This is a genomic window from Alteromonas sp. 5NW40-0090, assembly GCF_057552975.1.
In genome coordinates this window covers 121,925-137,447 of record NZ_BAAJLT010000016.1, presented here as the reverse complement: position 1 = coordinate 137,447, position 15,523 = coordinate 121,925, and the positions used below count along the sequence as shown (strand labels likewise).

At 44.4% G+C, this 15,523-nt stretch carries 14 protein-coding genes; 9 read left to right on the top strand and 5 right to left on the bottom strand.

All coding sequences use genetic code 11. From position 1 onward, the window contains the following. Positions 1 to 29: 29 nt before the first annotated feature. Positions 30 to 638 carry a BON domain-containing protein gene (locus tag AC27KT_RS18715; RefSeq protein ID WP_487132438.1) on the bottom strand — a complete coding sequence of 203 codons (609 nt, stop codon included), beginning with the start codon at positions 636 to 638 and terminating at the stop codon, positions 30 to 32. Between the two features lie 400 nt (positions 639 to 1,038). Here AC27KT_RS18715 and AC27KT_RS18710 point away from each other — a divergent pair, with 400 nt between their 5' ends. Continuing rightward, positions 1,039 to 2,022 carry an endonuclease/exonuclease/phosphatase family protein gene (locus tag AC27KT_RS18710; RefSeq protein WP_487132436.1) on the top strand — a complete coding sequence of 328 codons (984 nt, stop codon included), beginning with the start codon at positions 1,039 to 1,041 and terminating at the stop codon, positions 2,020 to 2,022. A 17-nt stretch (positions 2,023 to 2,039) separates the two neighbouring features. Here the strand turns inward: AC27KT_RS18710 and AC27KT_RS18705 are convergent, their stop codons facing one another. Then, positions 2,040 to 2,588, bottom strand: coding sequence for a hypothetical protein (locus AC27KT_RS18705; protein WP_487132434.1), 549 nt, complete (start codon positions 2,586 to 2,588; stop codon positions 2,040 to 2,042). A 556-nt stretch (positions 2,589 to 3,144) separates the two neighbouring features. Here AC27KT_RS18705 and AC27KT_RS18700 point away from each other — a divergent pair. The 3 genes from AC27KT_RS18700 to AC27KT_RS18690 are packed head-to-tail and all read left to right on the top strand — an operon-like array spanning position 3,145 to position 5,437. Then, a complete protein-coding gene (locus AC27KT_RS18700) occupies positions 3,145 to 4,128 on the top strand; it encodes a glycosyltransferase family 2 protein (protein ID WP_487132432.1) in 984 nt (327 codons plus the stop codon). 22 nt (positions 4,129 to 4,150) lie between these two features. Beyond that, complete coding sequence (gene gntA, locus AC27KT_RS18695; RefSeq protein ID WP_061095321.1) at positions 4,151 to 4,816, top strand: guanitoxin biosynthesis heme-dependent pre-guanitoxin N-hydroxylase GntA; 666 nt, start codon at positions 4,151 to 4,153, stop codon at positions 4,814 to 4,816. A gap of 27 nt (positions 4,817 to 4,843) precedes the next feature. Continuing rightward, positions 4,844 to 5,437 carry a DUF1989 domain-containing protein gene (locus AC27KT_RS18690; RefSeq protein WP_014976827.1) on the top strand — a complete coding sequence of 198 codons (594 nt, stop codon included), beginning with the start codon at positions 4,844 to 4,846 and terminating at the stop codon, positions 5,435 to 5,437. 31 nt (positions 5,438 to 5,468) lie between these two features. Here AC27KT_RS18690 and AC27KT_RS18685 read toward each other — a convergent pair whose 3' ends face one another. From AC27KT_RS18685 to AC27KT_RS18675, 3 genes are all read right to left on the bottom strand, one after another. Next, positions 5,469 to 7,211, bottom strand: a complete 1,743-nt coding sequence (locus AC27KT_RS18685; protein ID WP_487132429.1) for a hypothetical protein — start codon at positions 7,209 to 7,211, stop codon at positions 5,469 to 5,471. 63 nt (positions 7,212 to 7,274) lie between these two features. Next, complete coding sequence (locus AC27KT_RS18680; protein WP_487132427.1) at positions 7,275 to 9,149, bottom strand: alkaline phosphatase PhoX; 1,875 nt, start codon at positions 9,147 to 9,149, stop codon at positions 7,275 to 7,277. A gap of 420 nt (positions 9,150 to 9,569) precedes the next feature. Further along, positions 9,570 to 10,802 (bottom strand): DUF4861 family protein, encoded by a 1,233-nt coding sequence (locus AC27KT_RS18675; RefSeq protein ID WP_487132425.1) that lies wholly within the window; start codon positions 10,800 to 10,802, stop codon positions 9,570 to 9,572. A gap of 175 nt (positions 10,803 to 10,977) precedes the next feature. On the opposite strand from AC27KT_RS18675, the gene AC27KT_RS18670 reads away from it, so the two are divergent. The 5 genes from AC27KT_RS18670 to AC27KT_RS18650 are packed head-to-tail and all read left to right on the top strand — an operon-like array spanning position 10,978 to position 15,401. After that, positions 10,978 to 11,736, top strand: a complete 759-nt coding sequence (locus AC27KT_RS18670) for an SDR family oxidoreductase (RefSeq protein WP_487132423.1) — start codon at positions 10,978 to 10,980, stop codon at positions 11,734 to 11,736. 22 nt (positions 11,737 to 11,758) lie between these two features. Next, the gene (gene kduI, locus AC27KT_RS18665) at positions 11,759 to 12,604 is read left to right on the top strand and encodes a 5-dehydro-4-deoxy-D-glucuronate isomerase (protein WP_487132421.1); all 846 of its coding nucleotides are present in this window, start codon (positions 11,759 to 11,761) and stop codon (positions 12,602 to 12,604) included. 30 nt (positions 12,605 to 12,634) lie between these two features. After that, positions 12,635 to 13,618, top strand: a complete 984-nt coding sequence (locus AC27KT_RS18660) for a TRAP transporter substrate-binding protein (protein ID WP_487132419.1) — start codon at positions 12,635 to 12,637, stop codon at positions 13,616 to 13,618. 2 nt (positions 13,619 to 13,620) lie between these two features. Beyond that, the gene (locus AC27KT_RS18655; protein ID WP_014949872.1) at positions 13,621 to 14,106 is read left to right on the top strand and encodes a TRAP transporter small permease; all 486 of its coding nucleotides are present in this window, start codon (positions 13,621 to 13,623) and stop codon (positions 14,104 to 14,106) included. Beyond that, entirely contained in the window at positions 14,106 to 15,401 is a 1,296-nt protein-coding gene (locus AC27KT_RS18650; protein WP_487132416.1) for a TRAP transporter large permease, read from the top strand. Before AC27KT_RS18655 ends, AC27KT_RS18650 begins: the two co-directional genes overlap by 1 nt. Positions 15,402 to 15,523 lie beyond the last annotated feature (122 nt).

Here is a 15,523-nt window from a genome sequence, read left to right as displayed (position 1 = left end):
CTTTTTTATTAGTTCGAGTAAAGAAAGCTCTAATTCATTGCGGTTTCAGTAACTACACGCAAGTTGCTCTCTACATCTTTGACATCAGAAGCATTTTTAGCAATTTCTACTGCCAAGTCACGCTCTGCATCAGAATCAACTTCACCCGTCAGCGTTACTACACCGTTTTCTACGTCAACATCAATGTCGAAACCTGAAATATCGGTATCCATAAGAAGGCGGGTTTTGATTACCGTGGCGATCTTAGCGTCAGTTAACTCGCTTGTGCCCTCGTCAACCGTGTCTTCCATGTCGTCTGACATATCGCCTTCCATATCTTTGTCAGAGATAACCGTTAGCTTGTTATCTACAGACGTCACACCGTCAATGTTTGCCACTAGCTCTTCCGCTAGCTTTTTATCAACAGAGTTCTCAACCTTACCAGTAAGAACGACATTACCGTTTTTAACGTCAGTGTTAATGTCGAATGAATCAAGGTTGCCATTGAACAACAGCGTTGCTTCTGCTTTGCCATCAATCCATGCGTCTTTGGCACCTTTCTCCCATTTATTATCTGTGCTGTCTGTGTCCATGTCACCTGCATATGCAGCTGTGGTCAAAGTTGTAGCAACAATCATAGAAATAAGTGAACGTTTCATAACATTTCTCCTTTGTCGAAACTCGAAGATAGTCATGCCAATTCCTTGCCAACAAAATAAGACATTGTTTTAAATGATAAATATTAAGATTCAGGCCCAGTTAAGTAAGTTTTATTTTGCAAACTTTGCCTTTGTTTGAGAACTTTTTACTTAATATTGTTAATGCCCAAATCTCGTGAACGTCACTTAAGAAAGCACCTATCAATTATACTAGGCGATAACTTTTCGCCGTTGCCCGCCGCTAAGTTGCAGAGATACCTAGGTTAAACTTATTTCACAAAGCAGCCGTAGTTATAACGATTAGTATCGCTTCACTGGCTATAGTCATCAATTTAATTTTGCAGACCAAGGTAGCAGGTGAAGCTTTTTTTCGTTAATTAAACTCAAGGACCAACCAGACATGGATACTGCACTTACTGCTGTTTCAGTCTTATTTATAGCCGTAAGTTGGGCCCCTTTGCTCCCTTCTTCTCATTGGTTAGTAAGAGTGTGGGAATTTCCGCGACTACAAATAGCAGCTATAATTGCTCTGTTAATTACTGGGCATATTTTTAAGTTAACCTATTACTCACAGATTGACAGCCTAACAATAATTATTGTTGCTGGATTAATAGTCAGCCTGATTTATCAAATTATCTGGATCATTCCTTATACCCCTCTATATAAAAGAGAAGTTAGGCACGTAGAGGTTGAGAGCGCGAGCCCAAAGCTAAGTGTTTTATCAAGCAATGTGTATATGCCTAATGACGATTTTCGCAAGCTCATTGAGCATGTACGAAATAAGCAACCCGATTTTCTTGTAACGTTGGAATCTAATAAGAAGTGGCAGAAAGGCATCAGTGAAATTGAGTCTGAATACCCGTTTCGTAAATTTTGCCCGCTCGAAAACCTCTACGGTATGCATCTATACAGCAAACTTCCCTTTGAAGAGGTCTCATTGCGATTTTTAATTGAAGATGATGTTCCGTCCATGAAAGTCAAAATCAATCACCACGGACAAGATGTCACGCTATATTTTCTTCATCCAAAACCACCAAGCCCAACAGAAAACACCTATGCAAAGCCCAGAGACGTAGAACTTACGGTTGTGGGGGAAGAAATAGCTAAGACAGAGGGCCCTATTGTCGTCGCTGGTGATCTTAACGATGTGGCTTGGTCACCTACTACTAGAAAGTTCAAGAAAATAAGCGGACTTTTAGACCCACGAGAGGGGCGCGGTTTTTTCAATACATTTCACGCGAAATATCCTTTAGTGAAATGGCCGTTAGACCACGTATTTCACTCGGAGCATTTTGCATTGGTCAATATAGAGAAGCTTGAAAGCATAGGCTCAGACCACTACCCGCTTTATACCGAACTAGCGCTAATCACGGACAAGGAGTAATACTCAAGACTGTAAATCTAATGAGAGCTACGGTGTTTGACACACCACATGAGGCTATCACACGCCTCTTCACGCTTTTTAAAATGGGCTAGCCCTATTAGCTTGTTATCCCGAGGCCAAACCGCTTGGTTTAGCACCTCTTGATCTTCTGCCGATAGTTGTTCGCTATCTAACACAATCTCAACAGCTTTTTTGTTGGGTTTTATTAATGTGGGGTTAGCTTCTTTGACCAGAGCAGAGTTCACACAAATATACTCTCTCTTAACAGGGTCTCTCACCACGCCGATGTAGTTGTTGTCGCAAATTATAGCTGGCCAGCCTTCCGTTATTCTGCTCTGTCCAAACATTACGAGTGTAAAAGCAACAAGAACGAAAAGTGTTAAACCGATAAATTGAGCGCTCAAATCTGGTGCTACGCTTACAATAACGCCGACAACAGCTGTGAAAAATATCCAGCCGCCAAATACTCTGCGCATAGCATTTGGTGAGATACCAGATATAACATCAACCACCTTTAATGATTGTTTGTCATAGTGTCGAATGAATACAGACGATTGTGATTCCACAGCCTTTGTCCACCAGAAAAAATACGAAATTCAGAAATTAATACGTTACAAGTAAGGCTGAAGATTTACCTACACTCTGAGTGAGTAAAAACCAATAATATGAGATTAGTTCTACTCGAAAGAAAACGTGTTAAGCAATATTTGTAGGAATATTTAAACTATTGAATTGTAATGTTTAACCTACTAACCAAGCATATCAAAATATGTGGGAACGGCAAAGCAATTACGCGTTAGATGCACAGTAAAACAAGACTTATGAAAAGAAACGTCATGTTAATCTGCAAATTAGAACAAACCACCAAAAATTAACATAAAAAACTGCTGTTGGCCTTCATACATTCGTTTGTAAATTTTTCTCTTCCTTTGCACCTCTTGCTTGCCTTGGCGCTCAACCATTGCTGAAAATTCTCGAAAACAGAACTTAAAATTAAGATTTCATTTAAAATATCAATAACTTACAAAAAAAGGAACACTCTTTGCTTCTACGAAAGTATAACGTTCAACGTTTCATGTCGTCGTTATTACAGGTTCAACAAATGAGAAAGGGAGGAAGAGTATGCGTTCACCAATAAGTGCAGTAACTATTGTTAAGAGCAGAACTGAGAAGCTGGCCAATTTGATTACTCAGCTAGAGCAATGCTCTCCAACGCCAGATGAGCTAGTCATTGTTTGGATGGCACCTCCTTCTGATTTGTCACTCGTACGCAGTGACAAATTCGACATTGTTCACAAGTTTGTGACTCAAGATGCTCTTCCGATAGCGAAAGCGCGCAACAAGGGTATGTCAGCGGCCAAGCACGCGAATTTAGTTTACCTAAACGTAGACGCAGTTATTGCCCCATCGCTTTTTAGAGATGGCTTGCTTGCGCTTCGTGACAACACCGTAGTGTTCACATCAGTGGTGTTTTTACCCAATGAGCGCTGTTGTAAGCCCTACCGACAAATTTCAAAAGATGAAAAAGAAATCGGTTATTTAGCAAGTAATGACGACACGTTACCCGAAGACGACAATAACGAAATACCTTCAAGAGATCAGGAAATTAATCATGGAAAGTTTAGTGACGATAGTATTTGTTCTACAGTGTTTTTTATTCGTAAGGCAGACTTTCAGAAAACCGGCGGCTTCGATGAAGGCTACGCGGGTTTCGGACTAAACGACGAAGATTTCTTCACTAACTGTAGGGCATTAGGGTTTTCGTTAGAGCAATTGCCCACGCGAACATTTGCACCACACCGGCCTAATTATCAATGCCCGATAAATCACCTTTTAGACTTTGTTCATAATGCACAGCGTTTTCACTCGAAATGGGGATTTTACCCATGTGTCAATGTATTGAACGCGTATGCAGACCAAGGTTTTATTAATGCTGACTTCAAGCAAAACGGCATTAAGATCAAGCACCTCCCCCAGCAGGTAGGGGAAGACAAGGCGGACGCGCCGGTTGAGCAATTAACGGTAACCAACGCCCAAAACAATGTTGAATTTACGTCTTTTCATTCGCCGGAGAAAGGCTCTGACCTTTTAAGCACGACCGCATAAAACGCTTTCAGGGAGATATGGAATGTCTTTAATGAAACCGAATCTAACCGAGCGCTTTTTGTCGTTTGTAGGGGAAGCCGATTTCCCCTGCGTCGGAGCCAAAACAGCCCTCAATAAAAGCCAAATTCATGTGAATCAATACGACGATATTCGCTGTCCTCTCAATGAGACAGATATGTTGGCGTCAATTCACCAATTTGTAGAGTCGTTTGATCTTGAACGGGACATGTACTCCTCTTTGGTCGCAACTTTTGAGCTACCAGATACGATAAGCGAAACTGAATTTGATCGGGTTTTATGGGAAAAATTGCAGCGTTTACACGAGATTGACGCCTGTTTAAAACCTTGGGATAGTAAAGTATCAAGTGACCCTCATAACGCTCAGTTTAGCTTGAGTTTAGGCGGAAAGGGTTTCTTTGTAGTTGGACTGCATCCAAATGCATCGAGAAAAAGCCGTCGATTTCCCTACCCTGCCATCGTGTTTAATTTACACGAGCAATTTGACATGTTGAGAAAGCAGAAGCGTTTTGAAGCATTCAAAGACCACATTCGTAAACGAGATACCGCGTACTGCGGAAGTAAAAATGAGCTACTCGCAAACCATGGTGATAGCTCAGAGGTATATCAATATAGTGGTGTAAAACATTCCGAAAACTGGGAATGCCCGTTCAAGCGGATTAAGCACTAAACCTAAATAAAAGGGACAAGTCACACAATGTTACAAACTATACAGCCAAGAAGCGGCACTGCATTTACTATGAAAAAAGGGGAAAGACTTAAAGTTATTGATCCAGAAGGTGAACAAGTGGCCGACCTCTATGCGTTCAATGAACACGATAAAAATGAGTTTATCTCTTCAGGGCGAAGTTTAGATTACAATGAAAGCATCCAGTTCAAAAAAGGCAGCTTGCTATACTCTAATCAAAGCAACGTGATGTTCGAAATTATTGAAGACACTGTTGAAGACCATGACTTTCTTTTGACGCCTTGCAGTGTTGACACGTTTAAGCATTTTTATCCCAATGAAGAGCCAGTACCTGGGTGCCACGGCAATTTAGTCGCGGCTTTTTCAGAGTTTGACATCCCAGAGCATCACGTTTGTACCACATTCAATACCTTTATGAATGTGGAGGTAGACGCCAAGGGTAAAATATCTGTTCTTCCTCCTAAGTCTAATGCCGGTGATTACACAATATTTGAAGCAAAGATGGATCTAATCGTAGGGTTAACCGCGTGTTCAGCGGGCGAGTCAAATAACTTCCGTTACAAACCGATTCAGTTTGAAATTTTACCCGCGGCTAACATCTAGCCGCGAGCGTTATCTTCTAAATAAACAAGCGCTACCGAGCTTCTGCAATGGCGCTTGGCTTTTCTTGTTGCCAGTTAAGTCGCATATCCCACTTGAAACGATGTTCAGGCTTAAGCGGTGGCTGTTCGGCATCAATAGTGCTTAACACATTAGTCGCCTTAGTCAGCGTTGCGTCGCGACCGAACAAATAGCTTTGCTCTTTCACTATGGTCAAATACGCTTTGTTCAACGCATACGCGCGCTCGGGAGAAGGGGTAATGATGTCGTACACTGACTTGGCACGTTGCACTTCTTCCACCTTGACCATGCCTTTTTCATCAAACCATTTGGCCAGCATTTCTCCGTTTTGACGGAACTCATCGCCACCGCCCACGCGCTCCATATAAGTAAGGAACTCGCCTTTTTCCTCGTTGATATTTGGCACATCTTCAATTTCACGCAGGTCTATATAGCCCCACCCCGCTTGTCCGGGAACTTTCCGTGCAAATGAAAATGTTTGGTCAAAGGTTGACCCTACTGTTTTGTGACAGCCGTTACAAAACGCAAGCTCTTGATCGTGCTGTGCACGAAGTTCGCCCTGCTCATTTTCAATGAAGCCATTAATTGTCCAGCCAAAGCCGTTGTCTATTCCTTTTTCACCTAAGTAGCGGGTTTGAGGCAGCTTTTCAAAATGCTTATCTTTTGCTTCCGCATAATAGGCAGATGCTAAGCTTTCTCTGCTTCTGAACATATGCTTTTTCATGTAGCGCACTTCCTTCATACGCGGCGCGTTATAAATATTCCCGTTTTCATCCACGCCGATGTAGCGCACGGTATGTAGGAATTCTGTACCTTCGGGGTAAAGCATGTGCGCTAGCGGAACATCGCTTGCGTCGCCAACATAATGCGACGTTCGAGCGATTTCAGTCACTGAATTGGTTAGTTTACCGTCTTGGTTTACGTCAAGGTTCAACGCTAATTCGTTGACCGGCGCCACAGTTAACGTATCCAGCTCTTTAAGTGCCATTTCAACCAAGCTTAGGTTCAATGTATAGATAGCCTTATTATACTTGCCTTTTAGCGTTTGAAAGCTTTCAGGAAGCCTGATCATAGCATCGCCGGTTGACCCGTTCGTCGGCCAAAAAGTACTTGGGAAAGGCTTGTAATTATACGACACCCATCCACTGCCATCTTTAGCAAAACCGTCGCCATCGAATGCCTTGTCAGCGGCGCTCAAATTTTCAATACGCATGTAGTCTGGCATGGCGTCATTGTTAAACGAAGCGGTATAGTTGTCTTGAGCTATATATTTTTTAATCGTGGCATCATCAATGCCCGCAATTAGTGATGTACGGTCAATAAACAGGTTTTTCCAGCTGTTTGTTAACCCTACGTCAGAAAATTCGTAGTTGCCCTGTAACGTGCCATCGCCCATTTGATTAGGACGCTTTTCCATTGAATCGTAACTTTGGTGGCATGCATAACACGGGTTGTTAACACCTTCTGTTTTGGTGTAACACTGGGGAGGAATAACCGATTCAGGGTTATACACTTCATCGTGTTCAATGTATGCCAGAGCGGGAATAGCATCTCCTTCTTGATAAGGGTAAGTGTGCGCGCTGTCGGTCTTTTTTTGAGTAGACAAAGGCGCTTGTGCATCATCGGTGTAGCTAGATGAGCTTAGCTCGTAATTTGACTGGTTGCTTACGTCAGCCCCCGTGTCCTCAGTACATCCTGCACTGACAAGTAGTGAAAGCAGAATGCCTGCACCTGAAGTTATTTTTAGCATTTTCATAATCGTCACAACGGAAAAATCCGGGCACATAAGTACCCGGAATAATTTTAATTAAAAGAAAACTTACTTATCTGCTGGCTCGTACATCCACAGCGTGTTGTTTTCTTGGAAACCGTCTTCACCGATAAGAATACGGCCGTCGTTCATCACCACTACGTTATCGGGTTGAGATAGCTGTTCAACGTCACAGCGCTCCGCGCCGGTTAGGCTTGAACGGTACGTACCGCCCATCACCACAGGTTCAATACGAGAGATGTTATAGCCTTCTTCAAGCTTGGCACGATAAACGCCACCACAGTCTTTAACACGAGCTGAAAGCTGCATGTCGCCTTCACCGTCAACCATAGTGTTGTCGATATCCGCAATGCCGATGTAAAGGTAAGCATTCTGTACCACTTCACCTTCGATAGTATCTACACCTTCAACCGCTTCTTTTGCGCGTTTCTGGTTGATTGAGATACCTTCCAGTTTTCTCCACTCTGCGGTAGCCCCTTTGAGACGGGCCGCCGCACGGCTTTCTAAGAACGCAACGCGGTTATCCATAGGTTGACCTGCAGTTACGCTAGAGCCACCTTCCTCTACTGTTGGATAGGTCGCATCGCCATCAGCCCACGCCTGAACGTCGGCCATAGTGATGTAAGAGCTTTGGCCATCTACGTAATCGTCGGTACCAATTCCATTGTATTCATCAATCCATGCGCGAATAGTCAGGTTGTCACCGCTGGCTAATTCCACCCATTCAACCGCAAAGCCAGTAGTTGCTGGATCGTTTTGACCTGCATCCTGAGTAAGCTTAGCGCCGTAAAGTGTGCCTGCTGATAAGTCTTCAGCTGTGTCTGCGACAAATTTAAACAGTACGCCACCCGTATCATCTTGAGAGAGGTAAACCGTTTTGCCGTCAGGCATGACCGTTGAGTTCTCGTGCTCGTAACGGCCCATGGCAAAATGCTTAACAATAACCGGGTCATCAGCTAATGGCTCTGTTACTTCCGCAATGTAGCCATAGTTGTAAGGGTTTGGCGCATCTGGCGCCGTCATTTGCCACATACGACCTAAGCGCGCATCCGTAGAGACGGCCTCTGGGTTATTCCAGTTTGGCGATGTTGTCGTATCCACCGCCGAATCAACCACCCACTCTTCTGAAGTAAGCGGTGTACCCCAAGGTGACATTGAACCAAAGCAGTTTGCCGCTGTTCCCCATACTGGCGAGAAATCCAGCATCATAGCTTCAGTTACTTCCCACATACCAAACTCGTCTTTTTCCACTTTCATGCGGCTCATACCGCCAGGAAGCTCTTCCCAGTTCGAGAAAAGGTAACCTTCGCCTTCGGCGGTTGAGATGAAGCCGTTAAAATCAGGCATGTCATTTTCAAGAACCAACTCTTCGCCATCCAGCGTGTAGATGTGGCCTAAGCCTTCAGGAAGGTCAGAACCAAAAGTATCACCGGTTTGACCTAGTACTTGATACTGACCGATAGCAGAAACCACCAGCTCTTTTTCTTCATCTGAGCTTGGTACAGGTGAATTTGGTAATGTAACTGGCAGATTATTGAAGTTAGCGCCTGCTAGCACACCCACAGTACCTGTATTGATAGGCATGTCGTTAACACTTGTAGTTGCTGCATTCGTACCCGATGGATGCTGTACGTTGAAAAACAGGTCGCCTTCATCAGTGAGGAAAATACCCGTAACTTCTGCGCCAAGAGGAACAGTAGCAATTCGAGTAAGCGTACCTGCTGTTGTACCCTCTGGTCCCTGTTCACCCACGGGGCCCTGTTCGCCAGCAGGCCCTTGATCTCCTACTGGGCCTTGTTCACCCACAGGACCTTGCAAGCCATCTTCGCCATCGTCACCTTCCAGTGAACAGGCAGTCATCCCTAGTGTTACAGCCAGTGCTATTGCTGAATACTTAATAACACGAAGAGTTTCACTTTTCATTGTAGTTCCTTGCTTATACTTGTTTTCGATGTTGAGTGGAGGTGAGCCGAAGACTTACCTCAGTAAACGGTCTTAGCGGCCGAAAAGTCTGGAGGACATTTGTGACATTTAGGTGACAGTGAATTGACACCAAAATGAAACTTTATTGACATAAAGGTTTGAAAAACAAATGAAGCGAAAGCGAAAATTTACGAAAGCGCCATAATTACTGGGATTGTTGAATACTCAATCAATAAAACATCAACCAGTTAGTCAGTTTATGAATTATTTATTTCACAATACTGGTCTGACGTTTTTGCTCGCGACTGCTCGATACTTTGATAAAGCCAAGGGATAGAAAAGGTAATTTGAGAAAACATTACACAAGCTAGCGGGCTACGCATTTCGCTACGGCCCGCTAGCCTGGTCGCTAAGTAATACTTAGTTTAAGACGGTAAGAGGGTTATTATAAGTCTTTAATTTATTAACTAGATATTCTTGGAACTGCTTTGCAGTTTGAACATCGCTGCTGCGCTTAGGCCAAACCGCGAGAATTTTATAGTCTAAAGCGGTTAAAGGTTTGAACAATACAAGGTGGTCATGTTCACCCTCGAATACCTTTTCGACCTGATCTAACCGATAAACAACGGCCAACCCTAAGTTGTCATTATCTGCCAAAATACTTTGCGCTCCCCAAGTAGCGACCGCGCCCCACTCACCGCGTTCGGCTTTAATCACCTGCATTCCATCATGCGCCACTAGACCTGCGACAATATTATCCGAAGGCTCTGATACAGAAACACTGATGTGGGTTGTGGGGTCGAATGCATCAATTCGATAGTTCGTGGTAACGTCAATACTGTCTGCTTTCGTATCAGACGATGACCACCCTTCGTAGCCAACCTCAAACTCAGCCCGCAACCGAGAATTCGATACCAATTGGTACTGCGTATTCTCTACATGTTGAAAATGCATGACTGCCTGCTTTGAGGAGTCTTGGTTTCTTTGTTCTATTAATCGACCTAGCGCCCCCACTCCTAACGATTTACCAACTTTAAGCGCGTCTCCGCCCCACGAAGATAAATTATGATAGCTATCGTAGCCGTCTTGCCCCACCTCAGGTAATACTACACTGTCGTTCGCTTTAACAAAGACATCAATAGCGTTACGCCAATCAAGATAAAGGCGATAGCCCATTTGATCAGACTCCCAGCCTGGCCCTTCGTAGCGCAAGAAGTAAGAATGATCGGTCAATTGTGGAGGCGATGTAAATGAAGTAACTTCTGTAAAAGAGAAACCTTCAGCACTATATGCTGTATCTTGCCACTCTCCACCCGTTCTTACGGAAAGTTCAGCATGCGCCCTGTCTTTAAGGTTAACATTCGTAGCTTGCTCTGGTGACACAAGTTCTAGTAACGCACTGCTTCCTGGCGCAATGGATGCCGCACCTAATAGCACGGCTTGACCTTCCCTATTCTCTATCCATTCTGATGGGTATTGCTTTAACTTCCACCCCGAGTATTGCGGGGGCAGAGATACTTCGAAAATTTGATCGCCGCTACCACCTTCTGCCGAATTTTTCACCTTTACCGACAAAGCCGACTTTATATCTCCTTGTGAGCAGCTTGCCAACAATGGCATCAGAATTAAACCTATCTTACTAAATTGCTTCACTTTTATGCTCTCCACCGGTTGTTAACACGTTTAACTAATTTACGATATTTTGAAACAATATATTGACAATTGCCACCGGTGGCAATTATTTTATATTTTGTTAACGAGATTTTTCAATTTAGTATGTCGATAAAATTTGGCATGCCAATGAACCATTTAGTAAAAGGTAAATGACATGGTCAATTTTAGCCTAGAGGGTAAAACCGCATTAGTGACCGGAGCAAGTCGAGGCATAGGCCAAGCGCTTGCTTTGGCGCTCGCCACTTCTGGCGCATTCGTCATCTGCGCTAGCTCTCGAGCTGGTGGCTGTGACGAAACACTGCGTAAAATTCAACGTGGAGGCGGTCAAGCTGTGGCACTAGACGCCGATTTAGCCGATGCTGACGCCGTGGTAAAACTAGCGCAAGACGCGTTAAACATTAATGGAAGTATCGATATTCTGCTTAATAACGGCGGTACTATTTTCAGAGCCCCGGCTACCGACTTTCCTTTTGACGAGTGGAAAAACGTGCTTGCTGTCAACATCGATTCAGCTTTCCTACTTAGCCAAACTATTGGCAAGACGATGGTAGAACGGGGACAAGGCAAAATCATCAATATTGCATCAATGTTAAGTTATACAGGTGGCATCACCGTTCCTGCCTACACAGCGAGTAAACACGCCATCGCGGGTCTTACGAAAGCGCTAGCAAACGAATGGGGCCAATATAATGTGCAGGTGAACGCAATTGCGCCCGGTTATATCAAAACCGATAACACTCAAGCGTTACAAGACAACGAAAAGCGCAGTGCTGAAATATGTGCCCGCATTCCTGCTAATCGCTGGGGGGAAAGTGATGATTTAGCAGGTGCGGCGGTATTTCTTGCGAGCGCAGCAAGCAATTACGTAAACGGCCATATCCTTGCTGTCGACGGCGGCTTTCTAGCACGTTAATTAACGAATGGGGAATACAGCCATGAGCAAGAAAATAGACACCCGATATGCTATCGGTCGAAAAGAGGCCAATGCTTACAACACGCAAGAATTGCGTGACGCGTTTTTAGTCGACACCCTAATGACACAAGGTGAAGTCGTATGGATATACACCCACTACGAACGCTTTATGCTTGGAAGTGCCGTACCGACAACGTCAGCGCTAACGCTAGAAACCATTGAAGATCAGTTAAAGATGCCGTTCTTTACCGCCCGTCGCGAAGTCGGTGTAATTAATATCGGCGGACCTGGGACCATTACCGTTTCAGGCAACGCTTACCATTTGGATAATGAAGAAGCCTTGTACATAGGCCAAGGTAATGAAGAAGTCATTTTCGAGTCAGACAATTCGTCTAATCCTGCCAAGTACTATTTAAATTCGGCGCCAGCTCACCATGCCTATCCGAGTAAAAAAATAGGTAGTATGGATGCAAATGTCCTTCATCTAGGTAGTCAAGAAACCTCTAACAAGCGAGATATTAAACAGTTACTTATCAATTCTGTTGTCGAAACTTGTCAGTTACAGATGGGGTTAACACGTCTTCATACAGGCTCTGTTTGGAACACTATGCCTGCTCATCAGCATGACCGACGCAATGAAGTGTACTTTTACTTTGATATGGACAGCGAAAGCCGAGTGTGCCACTTCATGGGCGAACCTCATGAAACTCGCCACATTTTCGTAGCGAATGAAGAAGCTGTGGTATCGCCACCTTGGTCAATTCACTGTGGTGTAGGCACTGGAAGCTATGCATTTATCTGGGGCATGGCGGGTGAGAATTTAGATTACGATGATATGGATAAGTTTCCGCCTTCAGAGTTGCGCTAAGCAGCTCTGTTCTAAATAGGTGTAATGATTATGTTGCGGTATATAAAACTCACACTATCTGCTACAGCCATGTTGCTTGCATCGGCGTGTTCGCAAAATGAACTGCAAGGCGAAGTCACCGTATTGCGCTTGGGGCATACGTTGGACACTCAACACTCAGTACATAAAGCAATGGAATATCTTGGAGAGCGCCTAGATTACTATTCTGACGGTACAATGAGTGTGGTTATTTACCCAAGCAGCCAGCTGGGAACCGAGAGGGAGATGGTAGAACTGCTGCAGATTGGCTCACTCGCCATGACTAAGGTGTCGGCAAGTCCTTTGGAAGGGTTTGCTCCCGAAATGAAGATTTTTAGCATTCCTTACATTTTCCGCGATAACGAACACTTCTGGCGTGTATTAAACAGCGATTTAGGCGATGAGTTGCTATCTGGTGTTGAAGACTTTCGACTTAAAGGTCTCGGCTATTACGATGCGGGAAGCCGCAGTTTTTACACCAACGACAAACCAATAGAAACACCAAGCGATCTGAACGGACTCAAAATTCGCGTGTTGAACAGCCCCACTGCAGTAGCAACAGTTCGCGCACTTGGAGGAGCTGCAACCCCCGTTGCCTGGGGAGAACTGTACACTGCGCTTCAGCAAGGCGTTGTAGACGGCGCAGAGAATAACCCGCCCAGCTACTACCTTTCACGTCATTATGAAATTGCCCGTTACTACAGCCTTGACGAGCATACCAGTGTTCCAGACGTCATGCTGGCATCGCTGCCGGTATGGGAAAGTTTGAATGAACAGCAGCAAACGTGGCTAACCAAAGCAATGGAAGACTCTGTTGAATACCAACGCGAACTTTGGAAAACATCTACGCAAGCCTCTTTAGAAAAGGTAAAAGCCGAAGGTGTCACGGTTATTACACCTGACAAAGCGCCTTTTGTTGAAGCGGTTAAGCCTTTTCATAAAAGCTTTGAAGGTACGCCGATTGGCGACTTAATTACGCAAATAAAAGCGATGTAACAATGACAATAATACGCCTCATCGATAAAGCCTTAGCCGGCACCCTTATTATTGCCATGGTAAGTATTTTACTTACCGTAATTTGGCAAGTGGTCTCACGTTACGTACTTAAAGACCCCGCTTCGGTCACCGAAGAGTTGTCTAGGTTCATACTTATTTGGATAGGCATCTTAGGTGCGGCCTACGCCTATCGCCAAAACGCGCATTTGGGGTTCAACTTAATTGTTGAGCGTCAGTCTCGTAAAGTGAAACGCCTTCTACTTACATGCGTTGAAGTCATTGTCATTATCTTCTGTGTTTTGGTGATGGTTTACGGCGGCGCTGAACTAGTGTCTCTTACATTAGAGCTAGAGCAAATCTCAGCAGCGCTAGGTGTGAAAATGGGCTTTATCTATAGCGTGCTTCCCTTATCTGGAGGCCTTATCATTGCCTATGCACTGGTTAACATTACTGCACTTTGGCGAAACAACAATAAGGAGTCAGCGTAATGGAACTGACCGGTATTATCTTAGTCGTCGCCTTTTTTGTACTTCTTCTTTTAAATGTTCCTATTTCAATCAGCATTGGTGTAGCCACGCTGCTTGCTATGGTAATGAGCATGGACATTGCTCCGGCTACCATTACTATTGCCCAGCGTATGGCAGGTGGTCTTAATAGCTTTGCGCTCTTGGCAATCCCCTTCTTCGTGTTATCTGGCCTTATCATGGGACGCGGTGGAATAGCCAAGCGATTAATTGAATGCGCAATGGCGCTTATTGGTGCGCTTCCCGGTGGTTTAGCCTTGGTGAACGTTGTTTCCTGTATGCTTTTCGGCGCAATTTCAGGCTCTGCGGTAGCGACTACGTCTGCTATTGGCAGCTTCATGTTGCCCGAAATGAAAAAAGCGGGCTACGAGCCGAATTTTAGCGCAGCGGTCACTGCCGCTGCATCAACTACGGGAATGTTAATTCCACCAAGTAATATCTTAATTGTATACGCAATCGCTAGCGGTGGCGTATCCATCGCCGCCCTTTTTATGGCTGGCTATATTCCAGGCATTATGGTGGGTCTAGCGCTCATGCTGGTGTGCTTTATCTACGCAAAAATGAAGGGATACCCCCTATCTCCGCGACTTCCTATTAAAGTAGTTGTCGAAAAAACTATCGCAGCACTCCCTTCCCTATTCCTCATATTCTTAGTGATTGGCGGCATTGTGGGCGGCGTATTTACCGCTACTGAAGCAGGTGCCATTGCTGTGGTTTACTCATTATTGTTAGCGGTTGTGTTTTACAAAGAAGTGGATGCGAAAGCCCTACCCGATATTTTTTTGAAGGCGGCGGAAACGACGGCAATTGTAATGCTGCTTATCGCGGCCTCAACAGCGATGTCATGGCTATTGTCGTTTGAGAACATTCCGCAAACCTTAAGTAACGCACTGTTGTCGATAAGCGATAACCCATTACTTATTCTTCTCTTAATCAACCTATTACTTATCATAGTTGGTGCATTCTTGGATATGACACCTGCCGTACTTATTTTTACGCCCATATTTTTGCCGGTGGCCTTAGAACTTGGAATGAGCGAACTGCAATTCGGCATCATGCTCGTGCTCAACCTGTCTATTGGATTGTGCTCACCGCCCGTCGGCGCCGTACTTTTCATTACCTGTGCCATTGCCAAAACCAAACTTGAGAACATCATTCGACCGCTAATACCCTTATATGTGGCTATGTTTGTCGTTCTTATGCTGGTTACATATGTATCATGGTTCAGCGAAGCGCTACCGCGTGCACTAGGATTTTAGTAAGGTAGAATCATCAAAACTGAAAGGTGTGGTCAGGCGTAGTTTGATCACACGAACTTTCACTTTTAAGTAACAAAAACATATTGCCCATATTTGTGTGGTAATATCGGAAATAACGACAT